General features: G+C 44.3%; 23 protein-coding genes. 6 read left to right on the top strand and 17 right to left on the bottom strand.

The window, feature by feature from the left end:
* Positions 1-79: 79 nt before the first annotated feature.
* From ACR65H_RS05615 to ACR65H_RS05600, 4 genes are all read right to left on the bottom strand, one after another.
* Positions 80-1432: a TldD/PmbA family protein gene (locus ACR65H_RS05615; protein ID WP_440499175.1), complete on the bottom strand. Its 1353-nt coding sequence runs from the start codon at positions 1430-1432 to the stop codon at positions 80-82.
* Positions 1433-1435: 3 nt separating this feature from the next.
* Positions 1436-2827 (bottom strand): TldD/PmbA family protein, encoded by a 1392-nt coding sequence (locus ACR65H_RS05610; RefSeq protein WP_440499174.1) that lies wholly within the window; start codon positions 2825-2827, stop codon positions 1436-1438.
* Between the two features lie 113 nt (positions 2828-2940).
* The gene (locus ACR65H_RS05605; RefSeq protein WP_440499173.1) at positions 2941-4212 is read right to left on the bottom strand and encodes a S41 family peptidase; all 1272 of its coding nucleotides are present in this window, start codon (positions 4210-4212) and stop codon (positions 2941-2943) included.
* Between the two features lie 16 nt (positions 4213-4228).
* Positions 4229-5530, bottom strand: a complete 1302-nt coding sequence (locus ACR65H_RS05600) for an MFS transporter (protein WP_440499172.1) — start codon at positions 5528-5530, stop codon at positions 4229-4231.
* Between the two features lie 319 nt (positions 5531-5849).
* On the opposite strand from ACR65H_RS05600, the gene ACR65H_RS05595 reads away from it, so the two are divergent.
* Complete coding sequence (locus ACR65H_RS05595; RefSeq protein WP_440499171.1) at positions 5850-7022, top strand: XRE family transcriptional regulator; 1173 nt, start codon at positions 5850-5852, stop codon at positions 7020-7022.
* Between the two features lie 44 nt (positions 7023-7066).
* Here the strand turns inward: ACR65H_RS05595 and ACR65H_RS05590 are convergent, their stop codons facing one another.
* Positions 7067-8392 (bottom strand): L-cystine transporter, encoded by a 1326-nt coding sequence (locus ACR65H_RS05590; RefSeq protein ID WP_440499219.1) that lies wholly within the window; start codon positions 8390-8392, stop codon positions 7067-7069.
* A gap of 277 nt (positions 8393-8669) precedes the next feature.
* Here ACR65H_RS05590 and cls point away from each other — a divergent pair, with 277 nt between their 5' ends.
* On the top strand, positions 8670-10121 hold the full coding sequence (gene cls, locus ACR65H_RS05585; RefSeq protein WP_440499170.1) for a cardiolipin synthase: 1452 nt from the start codon (positions 8670-8672) through the stop codon (positions 10119-10121).
* A 55-nt stretch (positions 10122-10176) separates the two neighbouring features.
* On the opposite strand, the gene ACR65H_RS05580 is transcribed toward cls, so the two are convergent.
* Positions 10177-11142: a M15 family metallopeptidase gene (locus ACR65H_RS05580; RefSeq protein ID WP_440499169.1), complete on the bottom strand. Its 966-nt coding sequence runs from the start codon at positions 11140-11142 to the stop codon at positions 10177-10179.
* Between the two features lie 138 nt (positions 11143-11280).
* On the opposite strand from ACR65H_RS05580, the gene ACR65H_RS05575 reads away from it, so the two are divergent.
* A complete protein-coding gene (locus tag ACR65H_RS05575) occupies positions 11281-12435 on the top strand; it encodes an MFS transporter (RefSeq protein ID WP_440499168.1) in 1155 nt (384 codons plus the stop codon).
* Positions 12436-12470: 35 nt separating this feature from the next.
* Here ACR65H_RS05575 and ACR65H_RS05570 read toward each other — a convergent pair whose 3' ends face one another.
* From ACR65H_RS05570 to ACR65H_RS05560, 3 genes are all read right to left on the bottom strand, one after another.
* The gene (locus tag ACR65H_RS05570; protein ID WP_440499167.1) at positions 12471-12716 is read right to left on the bottom strand and encodes a hypothetical protein; all 246 of its coding nucleotides are present in this window, start codon (positions 12714-12716) and stop codon (positions 12471-12473) included.
* 57 nt (positions 12717-12773) lie between these two features.
* Positions 12774-13571, bottom strand: coding sequence for a membrane protein insertase YidC (gene yidC, locus ACR65H_RS05565; protein WP_440499166.1), 798 nt, complete (start codon positions 13569-13571; stop codon positions 12774-12776).
* 315 nt (positions 13572-13886) lie between these two features.
* Positions 13887-14231, bottom strand: a complete 345-nt coding sequence (locus ACR65H_RS05560; RefSeq protein WP_440499165.1) for a YbyB family protein — start codon at positions 14229-14231, stop codon at positions 13887-13889.
* Between the two features lie 287 nt (positions 14232-14518).
* Between ACR65H_RS05560 and ACR65H_RS05555 the strand changes: the two genes are divergently transcribed.
* Entirely contained in the window at positions 14519-15016 is a 498-nt protein-coding gene (locus ACR65H_RS05555; RefSeq protein WP_440499164.1) for a GNAT family N-acetyltransferase, read from the top strand.
* 44 nt (positions 15017-15060) lie between these two features.
* Here ACR65H_RS05555 and ACR65H_RS05550 read toward each other — a convergent pair whose 3' ends face one another.
* The 5 genes from ACR65H_RS05550 to mntR form a co-directional block, all read right to left on the bottom strand.
* On the bottom strand, positions 15061-15534 hold the full coding sequence (locus ACR65H_RS05550; RefSeq protein ID WP_440499163.1) for a DUF4064 domain-containing protein: 474 nt from the start codon (positions 15532-15534) through the stop codon (positions 15061-15063).
* A gap of 371 nt (positions 15535-15905) precedes the next feature.
* Positions 15906-16187, bottom strand: a complete 282-nt coding sequence (locus ACR65H_RS05545) for a GNAT family N-acetyltransferase (RefSeq protein ID WP_440499162.1) — start codon at positions 16185-16187, stop codon at positions 15906-15908.
* Between the two features lie 45 nt (positions 16188-16232).
* Entirely contained in the window at positions 16233-17120 is an 888-nt protein-coding gene (locus tag ACR65H_RS05540) for a DUF1002 domain-containing protein (protein ID WP_440499161.1), read from the bottom strand.
* Between the two features lie 60 nt (positions 17121-17180).
* On the bottom strand, positions 17181-18044 hold the full coding sequence (locus tag ACR65H_RS05535; RefSeq protein WP_440499160.1) for a CvfB family protein: 864 nt from the start codon (positions 18042-18044) through the stop codon (positions 17181-17183).
* A gap of 21 nt (positions 18045-18065) precedes the next feature.
* Positions 18066-18476 carry a transcriptional regulator MntR gene (gene mntR / locus ACR65H_RS05530; protein ID WP_440499159.1) on the bottom strand — a complete coding sequence of 137 codons (411 nt, stop codon included), beginning with the start codon at positions 18474-18476 and terminating at the stop codon, positions 18066-18068.
* 120 nt (positions 18477-18596) lie between these two features.
* Between mntR and ACR65H_RS05525 the strand changes: the two genes are divergently transcribed.
* Positions 18597-18752, top strand: a complete 156-nt coding sequence (locus ACR65H_RS05525; protein ID WP_153009923.1) for a lmo0937 family membrane protein — start codon at positions 18597-18599, stop codon at positions 18750-18752.
* A gap of 30 nt (positions 18753-18782) precedes the next feature.
* On the opposite strand, the gene ACR65H_RS05520 is transcribed toward ACR65H_RS05525, so the two are convergent.
* Genes ACR65H_RS05520 through ACR65H_RS05510 form a run of 3 tightly spaced genes read right to left on the bottom strand, consistent with a single transcriptional unit; the run spans position 18783 to position 22378 of the window.
* On the bottom strand, positions 18783-19889 hold the full coding sequence (locus tag ACR65H_RS05520) for a GNAT family N-acetyltransferase (RefSeq protein ID WP_440499158.1): 1107 nt from the start codon (positions 19887-19889) through the stop codon (positions 18783-18785).
* A 28-nt stretch (positions 19890-19917) separates the two neighbouring features.
* A complete protein-coding gene (locus tag ACR65H_RS05515; RefSeq protein ID WP_440499157.1) occupies positions 19918-22026 on the bottom strand; it encodes a heavy metal translocating P-type ATPase in 2109 nt (702 codons plus the stop codon).
* The gene (locus ACR65H_RS05510) at positions 22007-22378 is read right to left on the bottom strand and encodes an ArsR/SmtB family transcription factor (protein WP_440499156.1); all 372 of its coding nucleotides are present in this window, start codon (positions 22376-22378) and stop codon (positions 22007-22009) included. Before ACR65H_RS05510 ends, ACR65H_RS05515 begins: the two co-directional genes overlap by 20 nt.
* 205 nt (positions 22379-22583) lie before the next feature.
* Here ACR65H_RS05510 and ACR65H_RS05505 point away from each other — a divergent pair, with 205 nt between their 5' ends.
* Positions 22584-23636 (top strand): P1 family peptidase, encoded by a 1053-nt coding sequence (locus ACR65H_RS05505; RefSeq protein WP_440499155.1) that lies wholly within the window; start codon positions 22584-22586, stop codon positions 23634-23636.
* Positions 23637-23672: the final 36 nt, after the last annotated feature.

The following is a 23672-nucleotide window of genomic DNA, read 5'->3' as shown; positions in this document are numbered from 1 at the left end:
ACTCGGTAGCAAAAAAAGAGACACAACATATTTATCGTGCAATATGCCGTGCCCTGTCTTATTTACTTCCAATCATTTGTTAATCCACTGTAACCGCCAAACCCTTAATTTTCAACGATGGAGAACCGATGTACCCGCTAAAGCTCATCGGCGAGAAGACTAGGTCACTGCCAATACCCTCAATGTCTTGGAGTACTTCAAAGAAGTTCCCCGCTACAGTCATTTGCTTCGTCGGCCCGACTATTTTGCCGTCCTTTACAAAATATCCGTTTGCTGCCAATGAAAAGTCACCTGAAATCGGGTCTGCACCGGAATGCAACCCAGCTAAATCAGTAATGACAATACCTTCCTCAAACCCTGCGTAAAGCTGCTCATACGTTTGATAGGCAGGTTCAATATAGAAATTAGACGGGCTCACTTCGACAGAACCCTTATAGGAACTGCGATATGCATGACCTGTCGTCTCCACTCCATCTTTTTTCGCAGTCTTCAAGTTATGGAAGTAGGTTTGTAAGTTCCCCTCCTCCACAATGTTAAGCTTTCGCGTCGGAACTCCTTCAGAATCGAATGTCGCACTTTGAATCCCCGCGGGCAGAAATGGGTTATCAATCAGATTCACATGAGCCGCCGCAATCTTCTCGCCTACTTTGCCTTTCAGGCGGGATCGGTTATCTTGTACAGCTTCGGCCGAGAAAGAGGATGTGAATGTCGACAAAAGAGAAGCAGCTGCCTCGTTTTTCAATACTACAGGGTAATTTTTATTAGGATAATTCCTTTCCCCTAACATGCTAACACCTTGTTCCACGACCTCTTTTACGATTTCGTCTATATCCAGTTCATTAAAATCTTTACTGATTCTAAAAACAAATCCAGATTTCAATTCGTCTTTTTCCTGCACGAGAATGGATACATAAAATAGTAAAAAGTTATTCGCTTCCTTAAGCTCCAACCCTTTATCGTGGAAAAGGCCTTTTTCAAATTTCTGGTTCTGCATTTGGGATGTAGTGACCTTCTTTACCCGCGGATCAGATGATAGAATTTTCTTCTCCACTTTCTGCAAAAATAGAATCATATCTTCCGGCTTAACGGTATCCAATTCTGGACTGTAAAACTGGATTTCTTCATACTCGGCTTTTTGCGTAAATAACTCTTCCGGTTCATTTTCGATCAGTTCCGCATTTTCTACTGCATTCTTCAGCAAGAATGCAACCGAATCCTCATCAAATTTTTCAGTAAAGGCGTAACCGGTTTTCCCATTATGCATCCCCCTGATAGATGCCCCTTGAACATCGGAGAAGTCGTATTTATCCACTTCACCTTCATATAAACCAATCGTAAGACTTTCTTTTTTCTCATAATATAGTTCTAGATCGGTAAACCCCAATTTCTCACCTTCAGCAAACAGCCGCTCTTTCAATTGTTCAACGCTCATTTGTTACGCCTCCTTTCCACCGACTGTAATTTCACTGACACGTACCATCGGCTGCCCGACGTTCACTGGCAAACTGCCACTGGATGCGCCGCACATTCCTGCGCCGTGGCCTAAATTATTGCCAACGCGATCGATATTCAAAATTGTTTTCGCTCCATTTCCGATCAAAGTAGCTCCTCGGATCGGCTTCTCGATTTTGCCATTCTTGACCAAGTACGCTTCATTGATGGCAAAGTTGAAATCTCCGGTTCCAGGATTGACGGAACCACCACCCATGTATTTTGCGTAAATGCCGAATTCTGTATCCGCAATAATCTCTTCAGGAGTGGATTTTCCAGGAGCGATATACGTATTCGTCATCCGGGATGTCGGAGCGAATCTGTACGACTGCCTGCGGCTGGAGCCTGTAGACTCCATTCCCATCCGCCTGCCGTTCAACTTATCGATCATGTATCCCTTCAAAATGCCGTCCTCAATGAGTACATTTTTACGGGATTTTTCCCCTTCATCATCAATATTGAGTGAGCCCCATTCGTTTTCTAGCGTCCCGTCGTCAATGTATGTAACAAGGTCTGACGCTACTTTCTCGCCCAATTTATTCGCAAAAACAGAAGCATTTTTTGCTACTGATGTCGCTTCAAGACTATGGCCGCAAGCCTCATGGAAAATGACGCCGCCGAATTCATTGTCGATAATGACAGGAAACTTCCCGCTAGGAGCCGGATCAGCATGGAGCATCGTTTTGGCAATCCGAGCAGATTCCTTCGCATAATGGTTAAGATCAAGGTTTTCAATAAACTCAAAACCTTGATACGCGCCAGGACCATAAAAACCTGTCTGCATATCCGCTCCATTTGAAGCGATCGATACCATAGACATTCGGCTTCTTACGCGTTGATCCTCCACAAACTTTCCTTCAGAATTGGCAATGAGCACGTTTTGCTCCTCGTCAATCAAGTTAATGATTGCTTGCACGATTTCCGGATCGTAGTTTCTGATAATATCATTCGCATTTCGCATAACAGCAAGTTTTTGCGATTTCGCTGCTTCAGTTGGCATGATTTTTATCGGATGGAGCAACGGAGCCGTTTCCTTAAGGAGCGGGATAATTGTCGTTTTTCCATCTTCTTTCCCTTGGATAGCTTTCGCAGCTGTACGAGCTGCTTTCAAAAGTCCATCCCTTGAGAAATCATTCGTGTAAGCATAGACGCTTTGCAGCCCATGAAATACACGAATCCCAACGCCAAAATCGCGTCCGGATAAATTCTTCTCCAATCGGGAATTTTGAAGGACCATATGGTTTGTGTACCGATCCTCAACAAACACTTCCGAGAAATCGCCGCCCGTTTCAAGTGCAGCTTGCAACACATCTTCAATAAGCGCTTTGTTCAGCATAATCTTCCCCCTGTTCCTACTTTTCTGTTAATTAAACATATAAATATACGGCACATTTTGAAAATAGTTTCATTCCATCATGCAAAATGCCTAACCATTACAAAGAAGTACCGTCAATTTATCACTGCATTGTTTCGTAATAAGAGCTCAAAGGCCTTCTTTACGTCAACGTCCACTTCAATATGATCAGGTGACCAAGGGATGTGGATATGCGGTGTGATGCCAATGCCAGTCATCCCTTCCCCTTTATCAATTCGAGAAAGCCTCGATGACGGGTACATTAGCTCAAACCCTTCATCCCACTTCATGCTCACCAAGTTTGCGTAATCATTCAGTCCCATCGTCGCTCTGCCCATAACCGTCACTTTATTAGATTTCTTCACGAGTTCCACGAATGAATCTCCTGAACTACCACAATAAACATCCGTCAATACGATGATTTGCGAGGGGTGTTTCGTTCCAATAAGGAAAGTATCACTGACCATGTCGCCAAAATTAAATTCGACGAAGCCTTTTCCTCTGTTGCGCTCCCATTCACGCTTAAAAACAGACAGTACGTGACGTGCTTGCTCATCATCTATTCCCTCGAGCATTTCTTTTAATTCAGGCAATACACGATCCGCACTTGCTTCCGTGCAATTGAACAGCATTTTATCGCCAGTAGAATCCGCAAGTTCCACGCCCTCTTCAGGCATCAAATAAGGCAGTAATGGATAAATGCTGGAATCAGATCCCCCATAGTTCACGCGTACATCGATAATCCATTTATCCATAGTTTCAAGGAGCTCTTTATTGCCCTCGACCATTTCCACAATGGCGTCCGGGTTTGCAAAGTCGGTCATCGTAATGAAAACCACGTCATCTCTTTTCTCTACGGTGTACGTTGGAACATAGGTTTTTTTATCATAGGAGCCGAATGTGAATGTCCGCTTTCCACTCTCGTCTGCCACTTCACCTTCTGGGTATAGCATCAGTAAAGGCGTCCAATTTTCCCGCTCTGGATGGTTTTCATTCAACCGTGCATGATGCAGCTCTTTCAATTCAGGGATGCTTTTACCCCCCAACGAAACAAAACTCATTCCTGGCCGAAGACGCTCCTCCGAATCCACTTCCGTAACGTAAAGTCGTTCTTCATAGCGGCGTACTTTGAAACCACGATTTTTCAGCGTTTCACTTCCTTCACTTTCCATAACGAAATGAATATGTTGATCGTTGAAATCTAACAAGTAATCTTCAACAATCCCCTTGAATTCCTTTTTCGTTAGCTGGTCATTCCCTTTAATCATTCGGAGGAAATGCTCCGGTCTGTCACAACCTTGCTTATCCTGACAACCCGCATAATCGTTATGCATAATATCCACAATTTCCTTAAAGATCTTTTCCATTCCTTTTGCCCCCATTCTATTGTTCTTGCACAATTTCAGGTTTTACAATGTTGGTTTTATCTAATTCCGGATGCGCCATTCGTACAACAGATGGCCTAGCCAATACGAGGACAACCCCGATTAGTAACAGACTAGAGACAATCAGGATCCACGGTGCCGGTAATACATCGTACAGAAACCCGTATAAAACCATTCCTAGAGGCATCAGTGCCATTGCCATCGTTTCGAGAATGGAAAAGACACGACCTTTGTAATCGTCGTCGATCGTCTTTTGCATCATAACCATCAATGGTGTATTGACAATTATTTGAGTCAATCCGAAACCGAACAAAAGCGTTGCATAATAGGCGAACATCAATGAATATGGCAGGGAAATGATAAGCGGTAATGCTACTCCGCTCATAAGAAAAGCCATTCCGATGATGCCTCGCTTTCCAACTAAAAGAGGGAATTTCACTTCTTTTCGCATTGATAAGTACAGCGACATGAGCAACATCCCAACGGCTAATGCTCCATCAATTAGACCAAAATGCTCCGGTGCCATTTTCAACTTTTCGATGAGGATGAAAGAGTGGCCAACCATGAATGCACCGAATAAGAAGTTGATAAACAGCGAAATCCAAATGATTGCCATGAGCACAGGCTGAAGTTTCAAGTAGGAAAAACCTGCTTTCATACTTTGCAGCATCGATTCTTTCGGCGCCCCTTCTACGACTTCTTTCCTTTTTGCAAACAGCTTAAAATTCATCGTAGATTCAAGAAGGACTGCAATCATTGAAGCTGTCATGTAAATAATAAGGAACACAGGCATTGGGACTGTGCCATATAGCACTCCAGCAATTGCCGGACTGCCGATTGCAGCAAAGGAGATTGACATTTGATTTAGTGACATCGCCTTTTGAATACGTGCTTCATCAACCAGTCCTGTTATCGATGAACTGAATGTCACACCAGAAAAAGTGGAAGTGATAGCCAAAACAGCTGTAGTTGCATAAATTGCGAGAAGTGAAATCCCTAAAGTAAGACTGACCGTAAGAAGGCCGCCAATCGCTAAAGTCGTTGCAATCTGCGCAGTTATGACGATTGTCTTCCTCGAATATCGATCCGCGACATAACCGGCAAACGGCGCCATGAGTGTACGCGGCAAAATGCTGCAAATCAGATTCGTCGCAAAGCTGGTTGCAGATCCTGTCAGTTGTAAAATGTAAAAACTTATGGCAAACGCATACACTTGCGCGCCGAATGACGAAATCAGCTTACTGATAGTAAACGTCCACAGATGATACGTCGCCCTCTTTAATTTTATCACTTCACTCAAAATAGTCACTCCATTCAATAAGTTTAATTTAGTTAAACAAATAATATCATGCTCCCTCTTCCATTTCAAGCAAAAGTTTAATATAATTAAACAATACTCACAGAGTTATAATATGACGGTTGTTTGTGAAGTGTAACGGGGATAAATGAATCATTATTGGTGTATGAGTTCTCATTTACGACCAAAGAGTTCTCATTCATCATTAAACAATGATAGACACATGTGTTTTTCATATAAATACAAAACATAATTGGAGGTGTTCCTGCTGAATACATTAGGAGAACGTATTAGGAAGCTGCGTAAACAACGAAAATTAACATTGGAAGCACTGGCGGGAGAGCAGCTGACAAAAGGAATGCTCAGTTTAATTGAGAATAATAAAGCGAATCCCTCGATGGAGAGTCTATCGTATATCGCTGAGCGGCTTGGTGTTGAAACGTCCGAGCTATTAGAAGAAACGAATCCACAGGAATTGCGGGATGTTTTGAAAACTGCTGAGCAACTTTTAAGGGTGGATTTTGATGAACTAACGGATGAACATGAGCAGGTTCTCGCTTTAATAGAGCCGTATATTGAGAAATTGACACAAAGCTACGAGGCTGCGAGACTATATGACATCTACGGCCGCGCTCTTTATTATGAAAAAGAAGACGGTTGGATGGCGTATTTAGAAAAAGCTGCGGACATTTACGATAAATTGAATATTACGCGCCACCTTGCAACTGTCGGAATTTTTCCTGCGATGGTAAAGTTCAATGAACATGATTATAATAGTGCCCTTTCAATTTTGTTGGAAAAGCGATTCGAAATCGAAGCGAGAAATGGATTTATCGATCCCCTGACACGTCTCGATTTTGATTATTTGGAAGCAGTTCTGCACTATGCAGTTGGTAACTCGGAAGATGCAATTCGAGTCATGAATGAAGGGGTTGAATTCTCAAAGGAAAAACAGGTCTTTTATCGGATTGATCATCTTTACCGCTTGGCGACCTTTCATGCGATGATGAATAGAGACACAAAATCGATGGAGTATTACGAGCGAAAATTGTTACTCTATGGGGAGTTTGCGGATGATGAAGATTCGGTTCTTTTTACTAAATTTGCGAGTGTCCATTATTTAACTTCCTACAAGAAAGCATATCAGGAGGCATCGCATCTTTTAGACGCTTATTACGATGAACTCCACCTCTCCAATTCATACACTGCCTATGCTTATGTGGAAAAAGGAAAGGCACTGTATGGAATAAAAAGATATGAAGAGGCACTTTCATGCTTTGAAAAAGTGGTGATTGCAGACTATATCCACCATCCATTCGATCTATCCATCTTTTTCGAAAAAGATGCATATGCCGCGCTTTGCCATTTAGAATTAGGGGAAAAAGCGGAAGCTCACCGTTCAATTGAAATTGCCGTGAAGAATGTGTCCAATATGCCACGCACGCCTTATAAAGATTTCATTATGGAAACTTATGAACTGCTACACGAAAAATAAAAAATGCCGAAGAAGCGCACATATGCTTCCTCGGCATTTTACTATTATGCTTCAATTGATTGTTGCTCAATTGGACCGTTAAAGACTTCCTTATCCAACTCGCCATTAATACGTGCAGTGGCTACACCTGCAGTCATCGAACCACTTACGTTTAATGCCGTCCGGCCCATATCGATAAGCGGCTCTACCGAAATCAACAAACCTGCCAATGCAACCGGGAGATTCAAGGCAGACAGTACAAGTATTGCCGCGAATGTAGCTCCCCCGCCGACTCCAGCAACTCCGAATGAACTAATCGCCACAATCGCAATCAACGTAAGCAGGAATGTCGGTTCCAATGGATTTTGGCCGACAGTCGGTGCAATCATGACAGCAAGCATCGCTGGATACACGCCAGCACAACCGTTTTGTCCGATCGACAATCCGAAAGAGCCTGCAAAGTTTGCAACCCCATCTGGAACACCGAGACGATCGGTTTGTGTTTTGATGTTAAGTGGTAAAGTACCCGCACTCGATCTTGACGAGAAAGCGAACAGCAGCGTTTCTGCTGTCTTCTTGACGTAAGTAATCGGATTCAGTCCAGAAATCGTAATGATGATCAAATGGATGAGATACATGACAATTAAAGCGGCATACGAAGCAAGGACAAATTTCCCTAAGCTATAAATTGCCGCAAAGTCAGACGTTGCAACAGTCCTTGCGATGATCGCCAAAATTCCGTAAGGCGTCAAACGCAACACAATCCGTACAACACCCATGATCAATGAATAAAGAGCGTCAATCCCTTTCTTCACTAGGCTTGCATTTTCTTCATCCCGTCTCGTTAATGCCAAATAGGCAAATCCAAGAAACGCCGCGAAGATAACGACACCAATCGTTGATGTCGGACGTGCGCCAGTAAAGTCTAGGAACGGATTTGCTGGCAATAGGTCGAGAATTTGATCCGGCAATGCTTTTCCAGCCATTTCCGCAGAACGCTCTTCCATGGAGACACCGCGCTCAATTTCCGCATCGCCATGGACAATTTCTGAAGCGTCCAGGCCAAACAACAGTGATGCTGAAATACCGATCGCCGCAGCAATTGCAGTTGTCCCAACGAGAATCCCTAAAATCATTCCCGCCATCTTTCCGAAGTTCTTGCCGATTGTCACTTTCGTGAATGCGCCAAGAATCGATATGAAAACGAGTGGAACGACAATCATTTGAAGCAGCTTAACGTAGCCTGTCCCTACAATGTTAAACCAGCTTACCGATTTCGCCAGTATTTCCGAGTCGGCTCCGTAAGCAATGTTCAAGATGAAACCGAATAGGATTCCAAGTCCTAACCCAGTAAAAACCCTTTTGGAAAACGAAACGTTTTTCCGATGCATAGTATATAGAAGTCCTATTAAAAGCAAGAGCGCTACTATATTTATAAGTAATAAAACTGTATTCACTTCTTTTCCCCCTTCAGGAATAAATAAAAAACTATAATAGACTATATACCCTTAAATCATATCAGTCAAGTAGGATTAACTCTCTTTCTTATAATCTTCTCCAACAAGTGGAGTGTAAACTACAATAGTATCCACTTGTGGTTGTTATTCCCTTCTTTTTCGGTTGGTTTTCGGTATACTAATAATGAGCAGTCACTAAAGGAGGGCTTATATGGCCGGTTTAATCACGATTACGGTAACATCCATTTTCATATTGAACATCTTCCTTGCGATTGCGCTGATTTTCCTTGAACGAAGAGATCCTACCGCAACGTGGGCGTGGATTCTCGTCCTCTTCTTCGTACCATTATTCGGCTTTATCATCTATTTATTATTCGGAAGAAAGCTGCGGAAAAAGCATTTATTCAGATGGGAAGGAAAAAACCGAATCGGAATTGAAACATTGATCGATTACCAAATCGAATCGATCGAAGAAGGGACATTCGATTTCAGACTGGATGACACCGCACATTACAAAGATAAGATTTACCTACATCTTCGCAATAACCACGCCGTTTTAACGCAAGATAATGACGTTCAGGTTTTTAATGACGGGGTTGCAAAATTCGATGCCCTGCTGAAAGATCTTGAAAATGCGAAAGACCATATCCATTTTCAATATTATATTTTACGATTGGACTCATTAGGGAAGCGGATATTGGAAGTCTTGATCAAAAAGGCGAAGCAAGGCGTCAAAGTGCGCGTCTTGTTTGACGATATCGGTTCACGTGGACTCCGCGTCAACCATTTAAAGGAGTTGATCGATTGCGGAGGCGAAGTGGCCGCGTTCTTTCCTGCCCTCCTTCCACTCATCAATCCTCGGCTTAACTACCGGAATCACCGGAAAATCGTTGTCATTGACGGGCGCGTCGGGTATGTCGGCGGCTTCAATGTCGGTGATGAGTATTTAGGGCTGAATAAACGATTCGGCTATTGGCGCGATACGCATCTTCGCATCGAAGGAAGCGCAATCCACCCTCTACAAACAAGGTTCATCCTTGACTGGAACCAAGCAGCCGAGATGGAAGATATCGAATACGCCGAGCGCTACTTCCCCGCAATTCCGCGAAAGGGATCGGTAGGACTGCAAATCGTATCGAGCGGTCCCGACGCAGAGTGGGAGCAGATTAAAGATGGCTATTTGAAAATGATTTTTCTGGCGAAGGAGTATATTTATATCCAGACGCCGTACTTCATCCCGGATGTCAGCTTCCTTGACGCTCTGCGGATTGCGTGTCTATCGGGAGTCGATGTGCGCATTATGATCCCGAATAAGCCTGACCATATGTTTGTCTACTGGGCGACGTATTCCAACGTCGGAAAGCTATTAAGAGCGGGCGCAAAGGTGTATATTTACGAAAATGGATTCATTCATTCTAAGCAGATTGTTGTTGATGACGAGTTGTCCACCGTCGGAACTGCAAATATCGACGTACGGAGCTTCAAGCTCAATTTTGAAATTAATGCATTTATTTATGACCGCGAAAAGTCCCACGAACTTGCCGAACTATTCGAGCAGGATATGCAATTATCAACAGAGCTGACATATGAAATGTATATGAATCGGACACGTTGGATCAAAATTAAAGAATCCGTTTCGCGATTACTATCACCTATTTTGTAACGAAACAAAGAAAAATCCTCCTCCATCTGTAATAGGATGGAGGAGGATTTTTTCATTATAAACCAAGATATTCTTCTAACGTTATATTGCGTTTAAAGATTTCTTCGGCGAGACTTTTGCCGACATAACGGAAATGCCACGATTCATGCATATACCCTGTAATGTGCTCTTTGCCTTCCGGGTAACGGAGGATAAAACCATAGCGGTACGCATTTGCCGCTACCCATTTCCCAGCTTCCGTTTCTGCAAATTTATTGGAAGCCCAATACTTTTCGTAATTCACTTCTCCAATATCAAACGCGAGACCTGTTTGGTGCTCGGAATAGCCCGGTCGTGCACTATAGCGGTCCGCTTTCTCCACACCATCCTTGCTTACGTACCGGTCGTAGAGCGACGTTTGGTACTCAAACGAACGATATGTACTGAACGCCGTCAAGTTGATGCCTGACAATTTAGCCTCAGCCGCCATCTCGTCGAATGCAGCCCGGGCTTCTTTGCTTTCACCAGGTGCGTACGTGCTCGGCAAAGGATGTTTTTTATTCGCGATGAGGATCCCGTCAATGACTGTCGGTTCAGCAGGCAGCTTTTGACCGTCGACATAGCCACTTTTGTTCGGGGTTGCCGGCGGATTCGTCACTTTCGGCTTCTCTTCTTTTTTCGGAGCGGGTTTTGCAGGAGTCACATTTTTCTCCTGCTCCTTTGTTTCCGTCTCTTCTTTTTCCGCAGGCAGTTCTTCTTCTTCAACAGGCTTCTCCTCGACTACCGGTGTTTCCTCTTCCGGCACTTCAACCACTTCCTCATTCGTTTCCGGTTCGCTTGTGTCTTCCTCTATTACTTGCTCTTCAACAGGTGGCGCTTGCTTTTCGCCGACGCCGGCTTGTCTCAATGTTTTATTTACATCCCAACCGTTCATACCGATCCACACAACAATTGCAGTCATGATCAAGCCAGTCAGAAGCAGTGTTATTGTCAATGTCTTGTTGGATTTCTTCCGACTTTTATACTTTCGTTTCTGATTCATCTTAGTTGGCCTTCCTTCTATTCTAGGTATCTCTTATTTCAAATATGAGTAAATCGCCATATGACGATGTTCTTTCCAATCCGTGTATGCTATCATTTATTTGCTAAAGTGTAAATGAATGATCGCGAGGAGTAATCTATGAATAATCAACGGTGGCTTTCGATAAGCTTTTTAACGTTTTTCTTTACATGGGGCATTTTTCTTCCCTATTGGACAGGCTGGTTGACGATTGAAAAAGGATTGACTGTAAAGGATGCAAGCATCGTCATGGGTGCCGGAATGATTGCCCGTTCGTTTTCAACGTTCCTCGTCTTTCCGTATTTGACGGAAAGGATGTCGTATGTACGTGTCATGAAGTGGATGACTGTATTGTCATTGCTCCTTGCCATTCTCTACATTCCCAACTCGCCGTTCATAGCATTATTTATTATTACAGTTTTGTTCAGCGCCGTTTATCCGATTATTTTGCCGGCTGTCGAAAGCGGGGCGTCCGTCCTTATGCAAAAGGAGCATGTCCATTATGGCAAAAGCCGTTCGTTCGGCTCGATCGGGTATACAATCGCACTGTTGCTCGTCGGCGCCGCTACAGCGTTGTGGACTGAGAAAGCGATTCTATATATGATGATCGCCGGGCTCGCATTTGCAGCCATCTTCTACTCCCGTCCAGCGCCTGCCGCCTTACAGAGCATGCCCGTTCGAAAGGATTCTCGCAATCAAAAAATAGGATTGAAGACGTTATTTGCAACAAAAGGCTTTCAAGTCGTCATGGTACTCGCTATCCTCTTGCAAGGCGCCCATGCATCTTACTATAATTACGGCTTCCTGTTCCTCGATGACTTGGATGTCAACGGGTTTTATATCGGCATTATTTTGAATGTCGCCATTTTATTTGAAATTCTTTTTTTCACAAAAGCGGATCGCTTGTTATCTGACGTTCGAATCTCAACGATGTTCCTGATTGCAGCAATCGGATCTACTTTGCGATGGGTGCTCGTCTTTCTCTTCCCGACCGCCATCGTTTTTATCGCGACGCAAGTTTTGCATGCCGCATCTTTCGGCATTGCCCATTATGCATTCATCCAATATATTTCAAAAAAACTTCCAAATTCGCAGATTGCTGCGGCGCAAGGGGTTTACGCCGCATTCGCAATGAGTTTGAGCACGGCGATCCTGACGTTCCCAGCCGGATATCTATATGAGATCTCACCGGGAACCGCTTTTTTAGGAATGACCGTCTGCTCAATACCCGCTATCATTATTGTACTTGTAACTCGTAAACGATTAGCTTATTGATATACACGTCCCCCTTCATAAGGGGGTCTATTTTTTTACAAAATAATGAGTAATAACACGACAACGAATGCAATAGCGAAGAGGATGGATAGGTAGCGCATCCACTTGGACTCTCTATCATATCCTTGTTCCTTAAACGACTTTGCTCTCGATGCGTTTGTCAACGTAAAAAGAGCCATCATCGTTAGAATCGCAAAATCTAATTTCCCTCTGACGACGAAAAACAAAGTCACAATTCCTAACAAAACTATTGCGACAATGCCCACTTTCTTTTGCGTCATGTTAAATCCCTCCAAAAAAGGCCGGAGATTGCTCTCCAGCCTCTCGTATGCCTTTGTTCAATCTTTCTTTTTCTCCGTATCCGTAGCAGGGACCGGTTGTACTTCCTTATAATAAAACTTCCGGCCCAAATACGTTTGGAATATAAGCAATAGCCCACCGACCGCCCAGTAGAGCGGAAGTGCCGCCATCACTGTGAATGAAATGAACATGATCATAATCGGTGACATATAAATGAACAGCTTCATCTGTTGCTTTTGCTGCTCTGGCATCGTCCACAATGACACTCGGGCTTGGACGAAATAGACCGCACCTGCAACTAGCATCATAATTTTATCCGGCTCGCCCAAATTGAACCATAGGAATTGATGTTCCTTTACTTCTGGCGGCGCGTAAAGAATTGCAAAGTAAAGACCCATGATAATCGGCATTTGGATGATCAACGGAAGACAGCCCATGTTCAACGGATTGACGCCGTGCTTGGAATACAAGCCCATCATTTCCTGTTGAAGTTTCATCTGTTCTTCTTTATCTTCCTTTTCTTTCGCTGCTTTCAGACGCTTTTGGATATCTTCCATTTCAGGACGGAGAGCATCCATTTTTACTTTCATTTCCTGCTGCGACTTATAGTTTTTCAACATAAGCGGCATTAACACAAGACGGATCGCAACGGTAATGACAATGATTGCCAACCCATAGCTCCCATTGAATGTCTCACCAAGATAATGAAGAAGCCATTCCATTGGCTTTACGAAAATATTATAGAACGTTCCTTCTTTATTTTGGACTCCGGAACAACCACTCAAGAAAACGGCAGCGGTTATCAATATCGTGAATAAACCAATTTTCTTTTTCAATAAATTCACCTTCACTATTTCAAACTACTGAAAAGTATACATCAATTCACTGTGCAATTACAATCAATGTTCGTTATTTGTAAGTATTTAAATGGATTTCCGCTACAGGCAGGTGCTTTCCGCGGGAGTCTCCGCCTTTCGCTTCAATCCTATTTTATCCTAATAAAGAAAAAACGCCTCCGTAACGGAAGCGAGTTTGTCCCGCATTAACTGGCGGTAAAACTCCCACTTTAGCGGGAGTTCAACTGCCAGAAAATGCACGATTGGTTCAACTAACACTCAGTGGAGGATCCCCCTGAGTGAAGTTTCACTTTATTATTGGTTTTGTGGAGCTTGGCTTGGATCTTCTTTTTTATGGTATAGACCGTCCACTTCTGACTCCTTGGACTTATCTTCCACTTCTTGGTTATAGTAATGGACACTTGTTTGTGCACCTTCACTCACCATTTTATTATCTTGCAAATCGTATGGATCCGAATGACCGGCTTTCGTATCATCGGAACGGTTCAATTTTTGCGATTGTATAAAGGAATCAACTTTTGTTTTCATATTATTTACCGCGACCATAGCTTTGTCCCGGTTTTCCTTTTTACTAAAATATGCGTATGCACCTGCTGCCAACGTAGCAAGAAGCAATCCATTTCCGCCTTTACGTGCCATAATATCATTCCTCCATTATTATAAAAATCGTATTATACTTGCAGTATACCCTTATCTCGATTTTGAAAACTCTCAGGCAGCTGAAATCAATTTCGATATTCAGGGCATCTTCCTCGATAGTAGCATCTCACATAGCTAATTGCATTTCAAATAATTCAGTTGATTCCTCACTAATTATATTCACTTTTTAGATAATTTACTTTTTTATATTTCATTATGATTACAAGCATAGTTTATTGACCTTATTTTTGTTATGATAACGAAAAGGATTGCGGAGGTGACTCGTCATGATCAGACCGATGACTACCGAAGACATTAGTTATATACAACAAATCGCCCACATTACGTGGAATGATACATATGCGGGGATCATTCCTGAAAACATTCAGACGGCATTTCTCAATAGCAACTATTCCGATGCCATGATGATGAAACGGATGGAAAAAACACATGTGCTAGTCGCTGAATGTGATAAAGGGACTCCGATAGGTTTTCTCAACTTTACGAGGGAAGACGAAGATGGTGATTCAGAATTGACTGCCATGTATATCCTACCAGCCTATCAACATACAGGCTATGGCAAAAAACTTTTCGATTCAACACTCAACATGCTTGGCAACGCCAAACAGCTTTTCGTTTACGTAGATAGCCGAAATACTGCCGGTCGTGCATTTTATGAAAAACAAGGATTTGAATTGCTGGAAGTCTTCGAGGAGTATTTCGAAGGATATCCCGTTGAAACAGCTCAGTATGTTTACTATATTCATGAGCCCGTGCTCGTATAAGAACGAAAGACGCTTTCCCGATGTGGGAAAGCGTCTTTTTATATTTACAATGGTCTCATTCCATCGCCGTCATACGACTGATCTCCGTGTTGCACATCATCCAGCAATGTAGGCTTTTTCGTAAAGCAAAGGATTGCTGCGACATATAGCAAGATGGAAGGCAGCGAAACAATCCCGCCAAGAACACCCGCGATAATGAACATAATTCCTGCAAGCTTAGCATTTTTATTTTTCCAGATGTTAACGATCCCAACAATATTCAATACGACACTGATAATCATTCCGATGATGATTAGCCATATGAACCCCCCCATGACGCTAAACACTGAATAAATAGCGTCCATATCAGCTTGTGTCATTGCTGGGTCAGCCATCATTTCCATTTCGAACTCCTGCTTGAATGTCGGATCATTTTTCATTAAGTTAATTAACGCCATCCCTAAAAATCCAAAAACTACTCCAATTGTAGTCATTATGACTGCAATGATTGATAATACCTTTTCTGCTGTACGATTCAAGTAAAGCACCCTTTCCTTCTACTAGTTTTTTTAATCATAACAAGTATACGAGAGATAAAACAATAAGTTTCATATCACTTATATTCTTTTCACAAGGGAAGTTTTGGAATTACTAATTTCGGGTACTATGTTCCTATGAAGGATTTACAACAGGGAGCGAAAGGAGAGCATGAAATATGGGGAAAAAACTAATGTTCACCTCGACGGACATGCTTTACACCGTCGCAGGCGCATCTGTCCTAACTGGCATCGTCTATTTCGTTACAATGGCATGGGGACTTTAATTCATTGGTATTATAAATAAAAGGCAACCCTTTGATGATCGAAGGATTGCCTTTTTTTGTTTTCATCGTCTAGACTTCGGTTTGGGATTATGCCTTTACATCGTCGTAATCCTTAAGTCGCTCGAATGCCGAGACGACGAAGGAGCATACGGCTTCCATTTTATAACCTTTTTCACGGGCGTAATCTGCAGCGCGGTCAAGCAGTTGCTTCGCCACGCCTCCGCCGCGTAATTCTTCGGACACATACGTGTGATCCATGACCATGACATCCCCGAGAAGCGTCCATGTGATTTCAGCTTGCATCTTCCCGTCCTTTTCGTTACGGAATGCGAAGGCATCTCCGCCAAGCTCTACAAATTCAAATTCCATGTGATCCTCTCCTTTTACAATATTCTATCATATTGCATGCATGTATCACTTGAACCAAGACTTGATCGATTCAAAAAGATCTTCAAAGAACTGTTTCACTTTATCCCAAAAGCCCGGGTCGATTTCGCCGAACTTCTCTTTTATCGTCGCCGCCATATCGGATAATTGCTCGGACAATTTACCAAAATCGATGTCCAAGTTCCGGATGCGGTCCATTAAGTCAATCAGCATTTGCCGGTCGGCCTCGTTCAGCTCGATATTCAGCTTCGACAATTGATCATTTACAATTTTCTCGACTTCTTCCTTCGTCGCTGGCTTGTTATCAGCGATCGCCTTCTTAATTTCCGTTAGAAGCTCTGCCACTTTGTCTTGATCGATGCCCGAATCCTTCGCAAACTTCGTCGCCAAATTCAACTCGTCATTCGCAACATCCGTCCGCTCGGTATCGAGTGTTTCACCGGATACTTCATACGCCTTATAAATCCCGACTAATGCGGAATGTCCTGTCACCGGCTTTGGAGCGGCAACTTCAACAATTGCATCCTCAATTCCTGCAGTTAGCATCGCTGTTGCATACATTTCGTTCGTCACTTGCGTAATATTGTCAGGTGTTACAATTTTGATGACGAGGCCTTTTCCTTCATCCTGCCTTGTAATTTTAGCGGATGAATACATTCTTGCCTGGCTATTTCCATCTTTAATATATTTCACAAGATCATTTCCGTCGACCGTAATTTCGTCGACTTCCGCATTCTCTTCAACGTTCAAGCTCTTTTTAACACTTTCTTTTTCCGCGTCCGTCAAGTTTGCCCCTAACACGACAATGGGCACACCTAATTTTTCATCAATGGCCGTATCGGCTTTTGCATTCATCGGCAGCATTCCACCAACGACAAGCAGCAATGCGCTCGCTGCCATCAATAATTTCTTCATAAGTATTCCCCTCCAGTACTATGAAGTAGTACGTTGCGCAATTGAAAAAGGTTCCAGCTTTTATTTCAAGGTTGTCCAGCCTTCACTTTGCGTGATTTTCCCTTCCTTCATCAACTTGCCGAGCGCCCGTTTGAACGCGCCTTTACTCATGCCGAACATCTCACTTATTTCATCCGGAGTCGACTTATCGGAAAACGGCATCTTTCCGCCGACTTCCGTCAAATATCGGTATACAGTTTCTGCATCATCACCGAGACGCTCTTCCTTCCTCGGAAGCAACGAGCCGTTCAACGTGCCATCTTCACGCACATCAATAATCCGGACGTCCACTTCTTCTCCTAAACGCGGCTCCTGCAATCGCTCTGTATGATGGACAAAAATACGGTATGTTTCGGGAATGCTTAAAAAGAAGGAACCTACCGGCAAAAGACGGTATGCCCGCGCTTTCAAGTTTTTATTGAAAGTCGTTTCAGGTGCATCTGCAATCAATTCCAGCACTCTCTCCTCTGTCGCAAGACGCCCGAAAATATTGCCGCCAAGATCGGTGCGCAATGTCATGAACAGCTCATCGTCCGTCTTCGGCCATAACGCTTTTACTCTTGGCAAGTCCGCTTTATTCACAAGTACTTCAAATGAGGAACCGATATCTACAAAAGCGCCTTCCTTTTCATCGATCCGGATGACTCTCCCCCACCCGAATGATTCGCACGTCATCTTCGGAATATTTGCAGTCGCTGTTAGTTCGCCTCTCCTGTTCATGTAAAGGAAAACTTCAACGTCGTCTCCCTCTTTGATCGGGGAATCGAATTCCGATGCATTGATCATAATCCTTTGTTCTTGTTCGCCGCCATCCAAAATCCATCTGGATCCTTCTTGGCCAATTACGGTCAGTTGGGCAATATACCCTGGTTTGTGTTCTGTCATTTCATCTAATCCCTCTTCCATTTAGAAGCTTTGCCGTTCTTTCAATTTTCGTACGAAATCCTCGTCCTCACTCATCGCTTCCACGAGATCCGTAATCCGGTCCATCGCATTCCAGCTTAAGTGGTGCTCAATCCCTTCAACATCTTGATAGATGTTCTTCTCTTCCACACCGATGATCCTAAGAAACTGTTCAAGAAGATCATGTCTTCTGACGAGCTTCTTTCCGAACGCCAAACCTTTTTCCGTCAGTTCCAGCCCTCTATATCGCTCATAAACGACATACCCTTCACGGTCAAGCCGCTGTGCCATTTTCGTAACAGAGGAAGGTAATACCGAAAGCGCTTCTGCCACATCGGAGACACGGGCCTCTCCCCTCGCCTCAAGTTGTAAATAAATTTGTTCGATATAATCTTCCATACTTGGCGTTGCCAATCGTTCCACCTCCAGTATGTACATTCCCTGCCCAATTGATCATGAATCATGCATGCAAGGCAGTTTACATTTTACAACTTACGGGTAAATTCACTATACCACTTCGAAGGAGTGAAAATAATGGGTAAAATACTTTGGATTATTATCGTAGCATTAATTGCCTTCTGGCTGCTTGGATTTGTCATGAAGGTTGGAGGCGGACTTATCCACCTACTATTAGTCATCGCAGGAATTATATTCGTCATCCAGCTGTTGACCGGCAGACGATCAGTTTAAAGAAAGGGTGCCTATCGTGGGCACCCTTTCTTATTTTATTTTCGCATATATGCACGTATTTCGTAATTGCTTTCCATCCACTGAAAGGGAATCGCATTTTAACGTCCCTTCAAGCTCAAATCCTGCCCGTTCAGCGACAGAACGGCTTTTTACATTTTCCTCATCACATCTTATTTCCACTCTTCGGGCGCCCAGCTCGTCAAATGCAAAAACAGTCAAACGCTCAACAGCTTCCGTCATAAGCCCTCGCCCTTCAAATTTCGTGTCGAGCCAATAACCGATTTCAAACTTCGGAACTGCCCAGTCAATGCGGTGAAGTCCAGTCGAACCAACAAACTCGCCGGTTTCTTTTGAAAACATATGCAGCCGCAAGTCCTTCCGCGTAATGAAATCCGCAATCGCCTGTCGCAAATTTTCTTCCGTCGTATGAAGTTCCGGTGCCTTTTGCGCAAATGGCATCCATTCCTTTAAGGCAGGCTGTGAATTACGGATTGCATTCCACACGTCAAGAGCATCCTCCACTTCAGGCATCCGGATAATAAGCCGCTCCGACTCGATTTCAGTCGGGACATTTGGAATTCGCTTTTTCGGTTTTTCTCCATAGCTTGCATCTTCCCACATGACAGGCGTTGTTGTGCCTGCTAAAAAGTCTTCCCTTGTCATCCCGTACGTAACAGCGTCATAATACGAATTCTCTTTCGGGGAAAACCATGCTTTGCGCAATTGGGCTTCCTTAACAAACCCTGCGCGCTCAAACGTTTTTCGCATCGCTAAATTATCTTGTCGCGTATGGCCTTCCAAACGGATTTTTTCCTCCGGCATTCCGAAGACGAACTCCGTAATGAGGCGGAGCGCTTTTGGTCCATACCCGAATCCTCTATAACGATCCGCAATCCGCAAATCGAATAACGGAATTTCATCCTGTAAATCATGGATTTTCACGATACCTACGATGACATCTTCATCGTTTTGCACCCAGAACGTCTTTACTTCATCCGATTCATATCCGCCATCTTCTATCGTTTTTTCTATCAATTCACGTTCCGGATGTGCATTTCCATGAAACGGCCACGTATTCGTCGTTAAAAAATGGATGAGCTGTTCCTGTTCTTCCATCGTCCATTCTCGCAATTTCATTTTCATTCCCCCGTTCGGGCTGCGTACATTACTTATGGATCCGCATCAACCTCAATGAATTTAACACGACAAGCAACGTCGCACCCATATCTGCGAAGATTGCAATCCATAAAGTCAACCATCCTGGGATGATCAAAAGCAGCGCTACAATTTTTAAGCCTAATGCAAACATAATATTTTCTTTAATAATCTGCAACGTTTTTCGGCTTAATTTCATTGTATATGGCAATTGACGAAGATCATCCGCCATTAAAGCGACATCCGCCGTTTCGAGAGCAGCGTCCGTCCCTGCACCGCCCATCGCAATTCCGATTGAAGACGCAGCAAGCGCTGGCGCGTCGTTGATGCCGTCGCCGACCATTGCAACTCTGTCGTATTGACCGATCAATCCTTTAACAGCCGTCAACTTGTCTTCAGGCATGAGTCCTGCACGCACATCTGTCACGCCTGCTAGTTTCGCAATCGCTTCGGCCGTCCTTACATCGTCTCCCGTCAACATGACTGTATGCCGGATTCCGACATCTTTTAATTGACGTAATACAGCAGCACTTTCCTCCCTTAATGGATCTGTCACCGCAATTAACGCTTTGAACGCACGATCAACAACAACCGCCATTACGGATTTCCCGGCCTTTTGCAAGCCTTCCGCGCGTTTTTTCATTTCTGCAGGAAGTTCCGCAAGTTCGGACGCCCACTTCATACTTCCGACGTGGACGATCGTTCCATTCACTTCCCCAAAAGCCCCTTTTCCGGTGACCGACTGGAAGTTCTGGATTTCGGCCGCGCCTGTTCCTTGTTCCTTCGCAAAGTCGACAATCGCTCTTGCCAAAGGATGCTGGGACATCGATTCTACTGCAGCGACTGCTTGTAGGATAGATTGCTTCTCTCCATCTTCTGCGATAAAATCCGTCACTTCGGGATATCCTTTCGTCAATGTGCCTGTCTTATCGAATGCGACTGCATGAATGCGGCCCATCTCCTCCAAAAAGACGCCGCCTTTAATAAGGACACCTTGACGGGCAGCATTCCCGATCGCCGTTACGATGGCAACGGGGGTGGAAACTACGAGTGCGCAAGGGCAGCCGACAACAAGAACTGCGAGTCCTTGGTAAATCCATGTATGCCAATCTCCCCCGAATAAAGGCGGAACGATGGCGACTAAAATCGCAATGCCAATAATGATCGGCGTATAATATTTCGCAAACCGATCGACGAACTTTTGGGACGGTGCTTTCTCCGCTTGCGCATCCTCGACGAGATGGATGATTTTCGCAATGGTCGTATCCCCGACGAGTTTCGTTACGGCCACTTCGAGCGCACCTTCTTCATTCAACGTGCCTGCAAATACTTCGTTCTCTGCCTGCTTCAATACAGGAACTGATTCCCCGGTAATCGCTGCCTGATTGACAGTCGATTTACCGCTCAGAACGATGCCGTCCATTGCAATTTTCTGTCCCGGCTTCACGAGCAGGACGTCGCCGACTCGGATATCTTCCGTCGACAGCTCCATAACGCTTCCATTTCGTTTTACTAGCGCGGATGCTGGCGCGATATCCATAAGCTGGCGGATCGATTGACGCGCTTTATTCATCGAGTACGCTTCTAGAGCTTCACTCACTGCGAATAAAAATACGACAACCGCCGCTTCCTGCCACTCTCCGATGATAGCCGCGCCGATAATTGCAATCGTCATCAGTGTCTTCATGTCAAAATCAAGCCTTACAAGGTTTTTGATGCCTGTAATGAACATGCCCGTTCCGCCGATCAGGATTGCGGCTGCAAAAAAGCCTGTCGCGACAGCTGGATAAGGGACGTTTCGATAGGTGAAATACATACCCGCTATAACGAAAATAAGGGACAGCAACGTGACGATATTTTCCTTCCTCCGGAAAAACGGGATTTTCGGATCAGGTTCTTTTTTCGTCAACGGCACAACTCGAATGCCATCGAATGCACCTGCCGCCTGAAGCTCCTCCATCGTTGCATCTCCTGCAAAAGAGAGCTTCGCCGCGCCGAAATTGACGTTCGCTTCCGTTACTGACGGGATGCTCCTCACATTGTTTTCAAATTTCATCGCACAGTTTGCACAAGATAAATTCTCAAGTCTGTACTCTGTTTTAGCGGCCATCCGAATCATCCTCCCTTTCCGCTGCATGGTCATGGGCTATTTTCACAAGATCAAATACATGGGCGTCCGCAAGGGAGTAATAAACCATCTTCCCTTTACGCTCAGACTTCGCAAGACTATGCTCCCGCAAATAGCGCAAATGATGGGAAGCCGTCGCGTTTGATGCGCCGATGACCGCTGCCACGTCGCAGACGCACATTTGCTCTTCCAACGTTAGCGAATAAGCGATTTTTAATCTTGTTTCGTCCGCCAGCGCTTTGAAAATTCGCACCATGCCGCCAACGTCAGGCAGTCCCTTTTGAACATTTTTGACTATATCTTCATGCACAACAGTCACATCACATGTATCTTTCACATTCATTTCGACACCTCATTCAAATGATCGTTTGATTATAATTCAGTATATGTTTCCCCTTTTCTGAATGCAAGGATAATCAAACAACCATTTGATTGTTTATTTCACTCAAAAATAAAGGGTTTTAATCATCAGTATGGAATTTGATAGTCATTCCTATAAAATTGCGAAACAGAGTATTGATCAATACGTTAAACAGGAGTGTGGAACGATGCAAAGAGGAAAGTGGAATGCGATTACGGATGTACCGGGTGTAGAAGTCGGACATGTGACTTTATATGAAGAGCCCGATACAGATAGTGCTTGCACAGGTGTGACAGCCATTTTGCCGCACGGTGGAAACTACTTTGAGCAAAAACTGCCTGCAGCGAGCTTCGTCTTAAACGGCTTCGGCAAATCAGCGGGACTCATTCAAGTGGAGGAACTTGGTGTCATTGAATCCCCCATCATGCTTACGAATACATTCAGCGTCGGGGCGGTGCTCGAAGGGACGCTGCGTCATATGCTTGAGGAAAATACCGCAATCGGCGATTCTACAAGCTCTTTAAATATCGTAGTAGGCGAATGTAATGACAGTTATTTAAATGCGATGCGGTCAATGAAAGTGAGACCGGAACATGCCATCGAAGCAATTCGGAATGCAGGCGGAGGCGAGTTCGAGCAAGGCGATGTCGGTGCAGGGAAAGGGATGATCTGCTTCGGCCAGAAAGGCGGGATCGGCTCCTCTTCAAGAGTCGTTCCCCATGGAGATGATGCATACACAGTCGGCGTCCTAACATTGACAAACTTCGGTAGTCCGGAAGAATGCTTGATTGATGAGTGGCTTGTGCGCAATGAAATACAATTGAAGTCGGCTGCTGACAAAGTGAATTCTTCCGCAGAGATGAAAAGCGAAAAACCCGACGGCTCCGTCATGATCATCGTTGCGACGAATGCGCCGGTTGACAGCCGGCAATTGAAACGGCTCGCGAAACGCGCTTCTATCGGCCTCGGTAGAACAGGCTCTCATATCCATAACGGCAGCGGAGACATCATCATTGCTTTCTCTAACGCTTATACAATTCCACATTCGGGTGCAGACGAAGATACAGTAACTTATACATTGTTGCGTGACGATGCCAAAGTGATGAACAAACTTTTCCAGGCAGCCATCGAGGCGACGGAAGAAGCGGTTTATCAATCCTTGATGCATGCAAAAACGACAACTGGAAGGCATGGACGGACTGTGGAGCGATGGTCGTTTGTTGAGCAAGCGGATTCTTGAGCGCGGGGGCGATATGCGATTCTTGAGCGTGAGTGC

Source organism: Sporosarcina sp. SAFN-015, from assembly GCF_059415085.1.
Note: the sequence above shows the minus strand (reverse complement) of the source record. Positions and strands in the feature narration are given on the sequence as shown.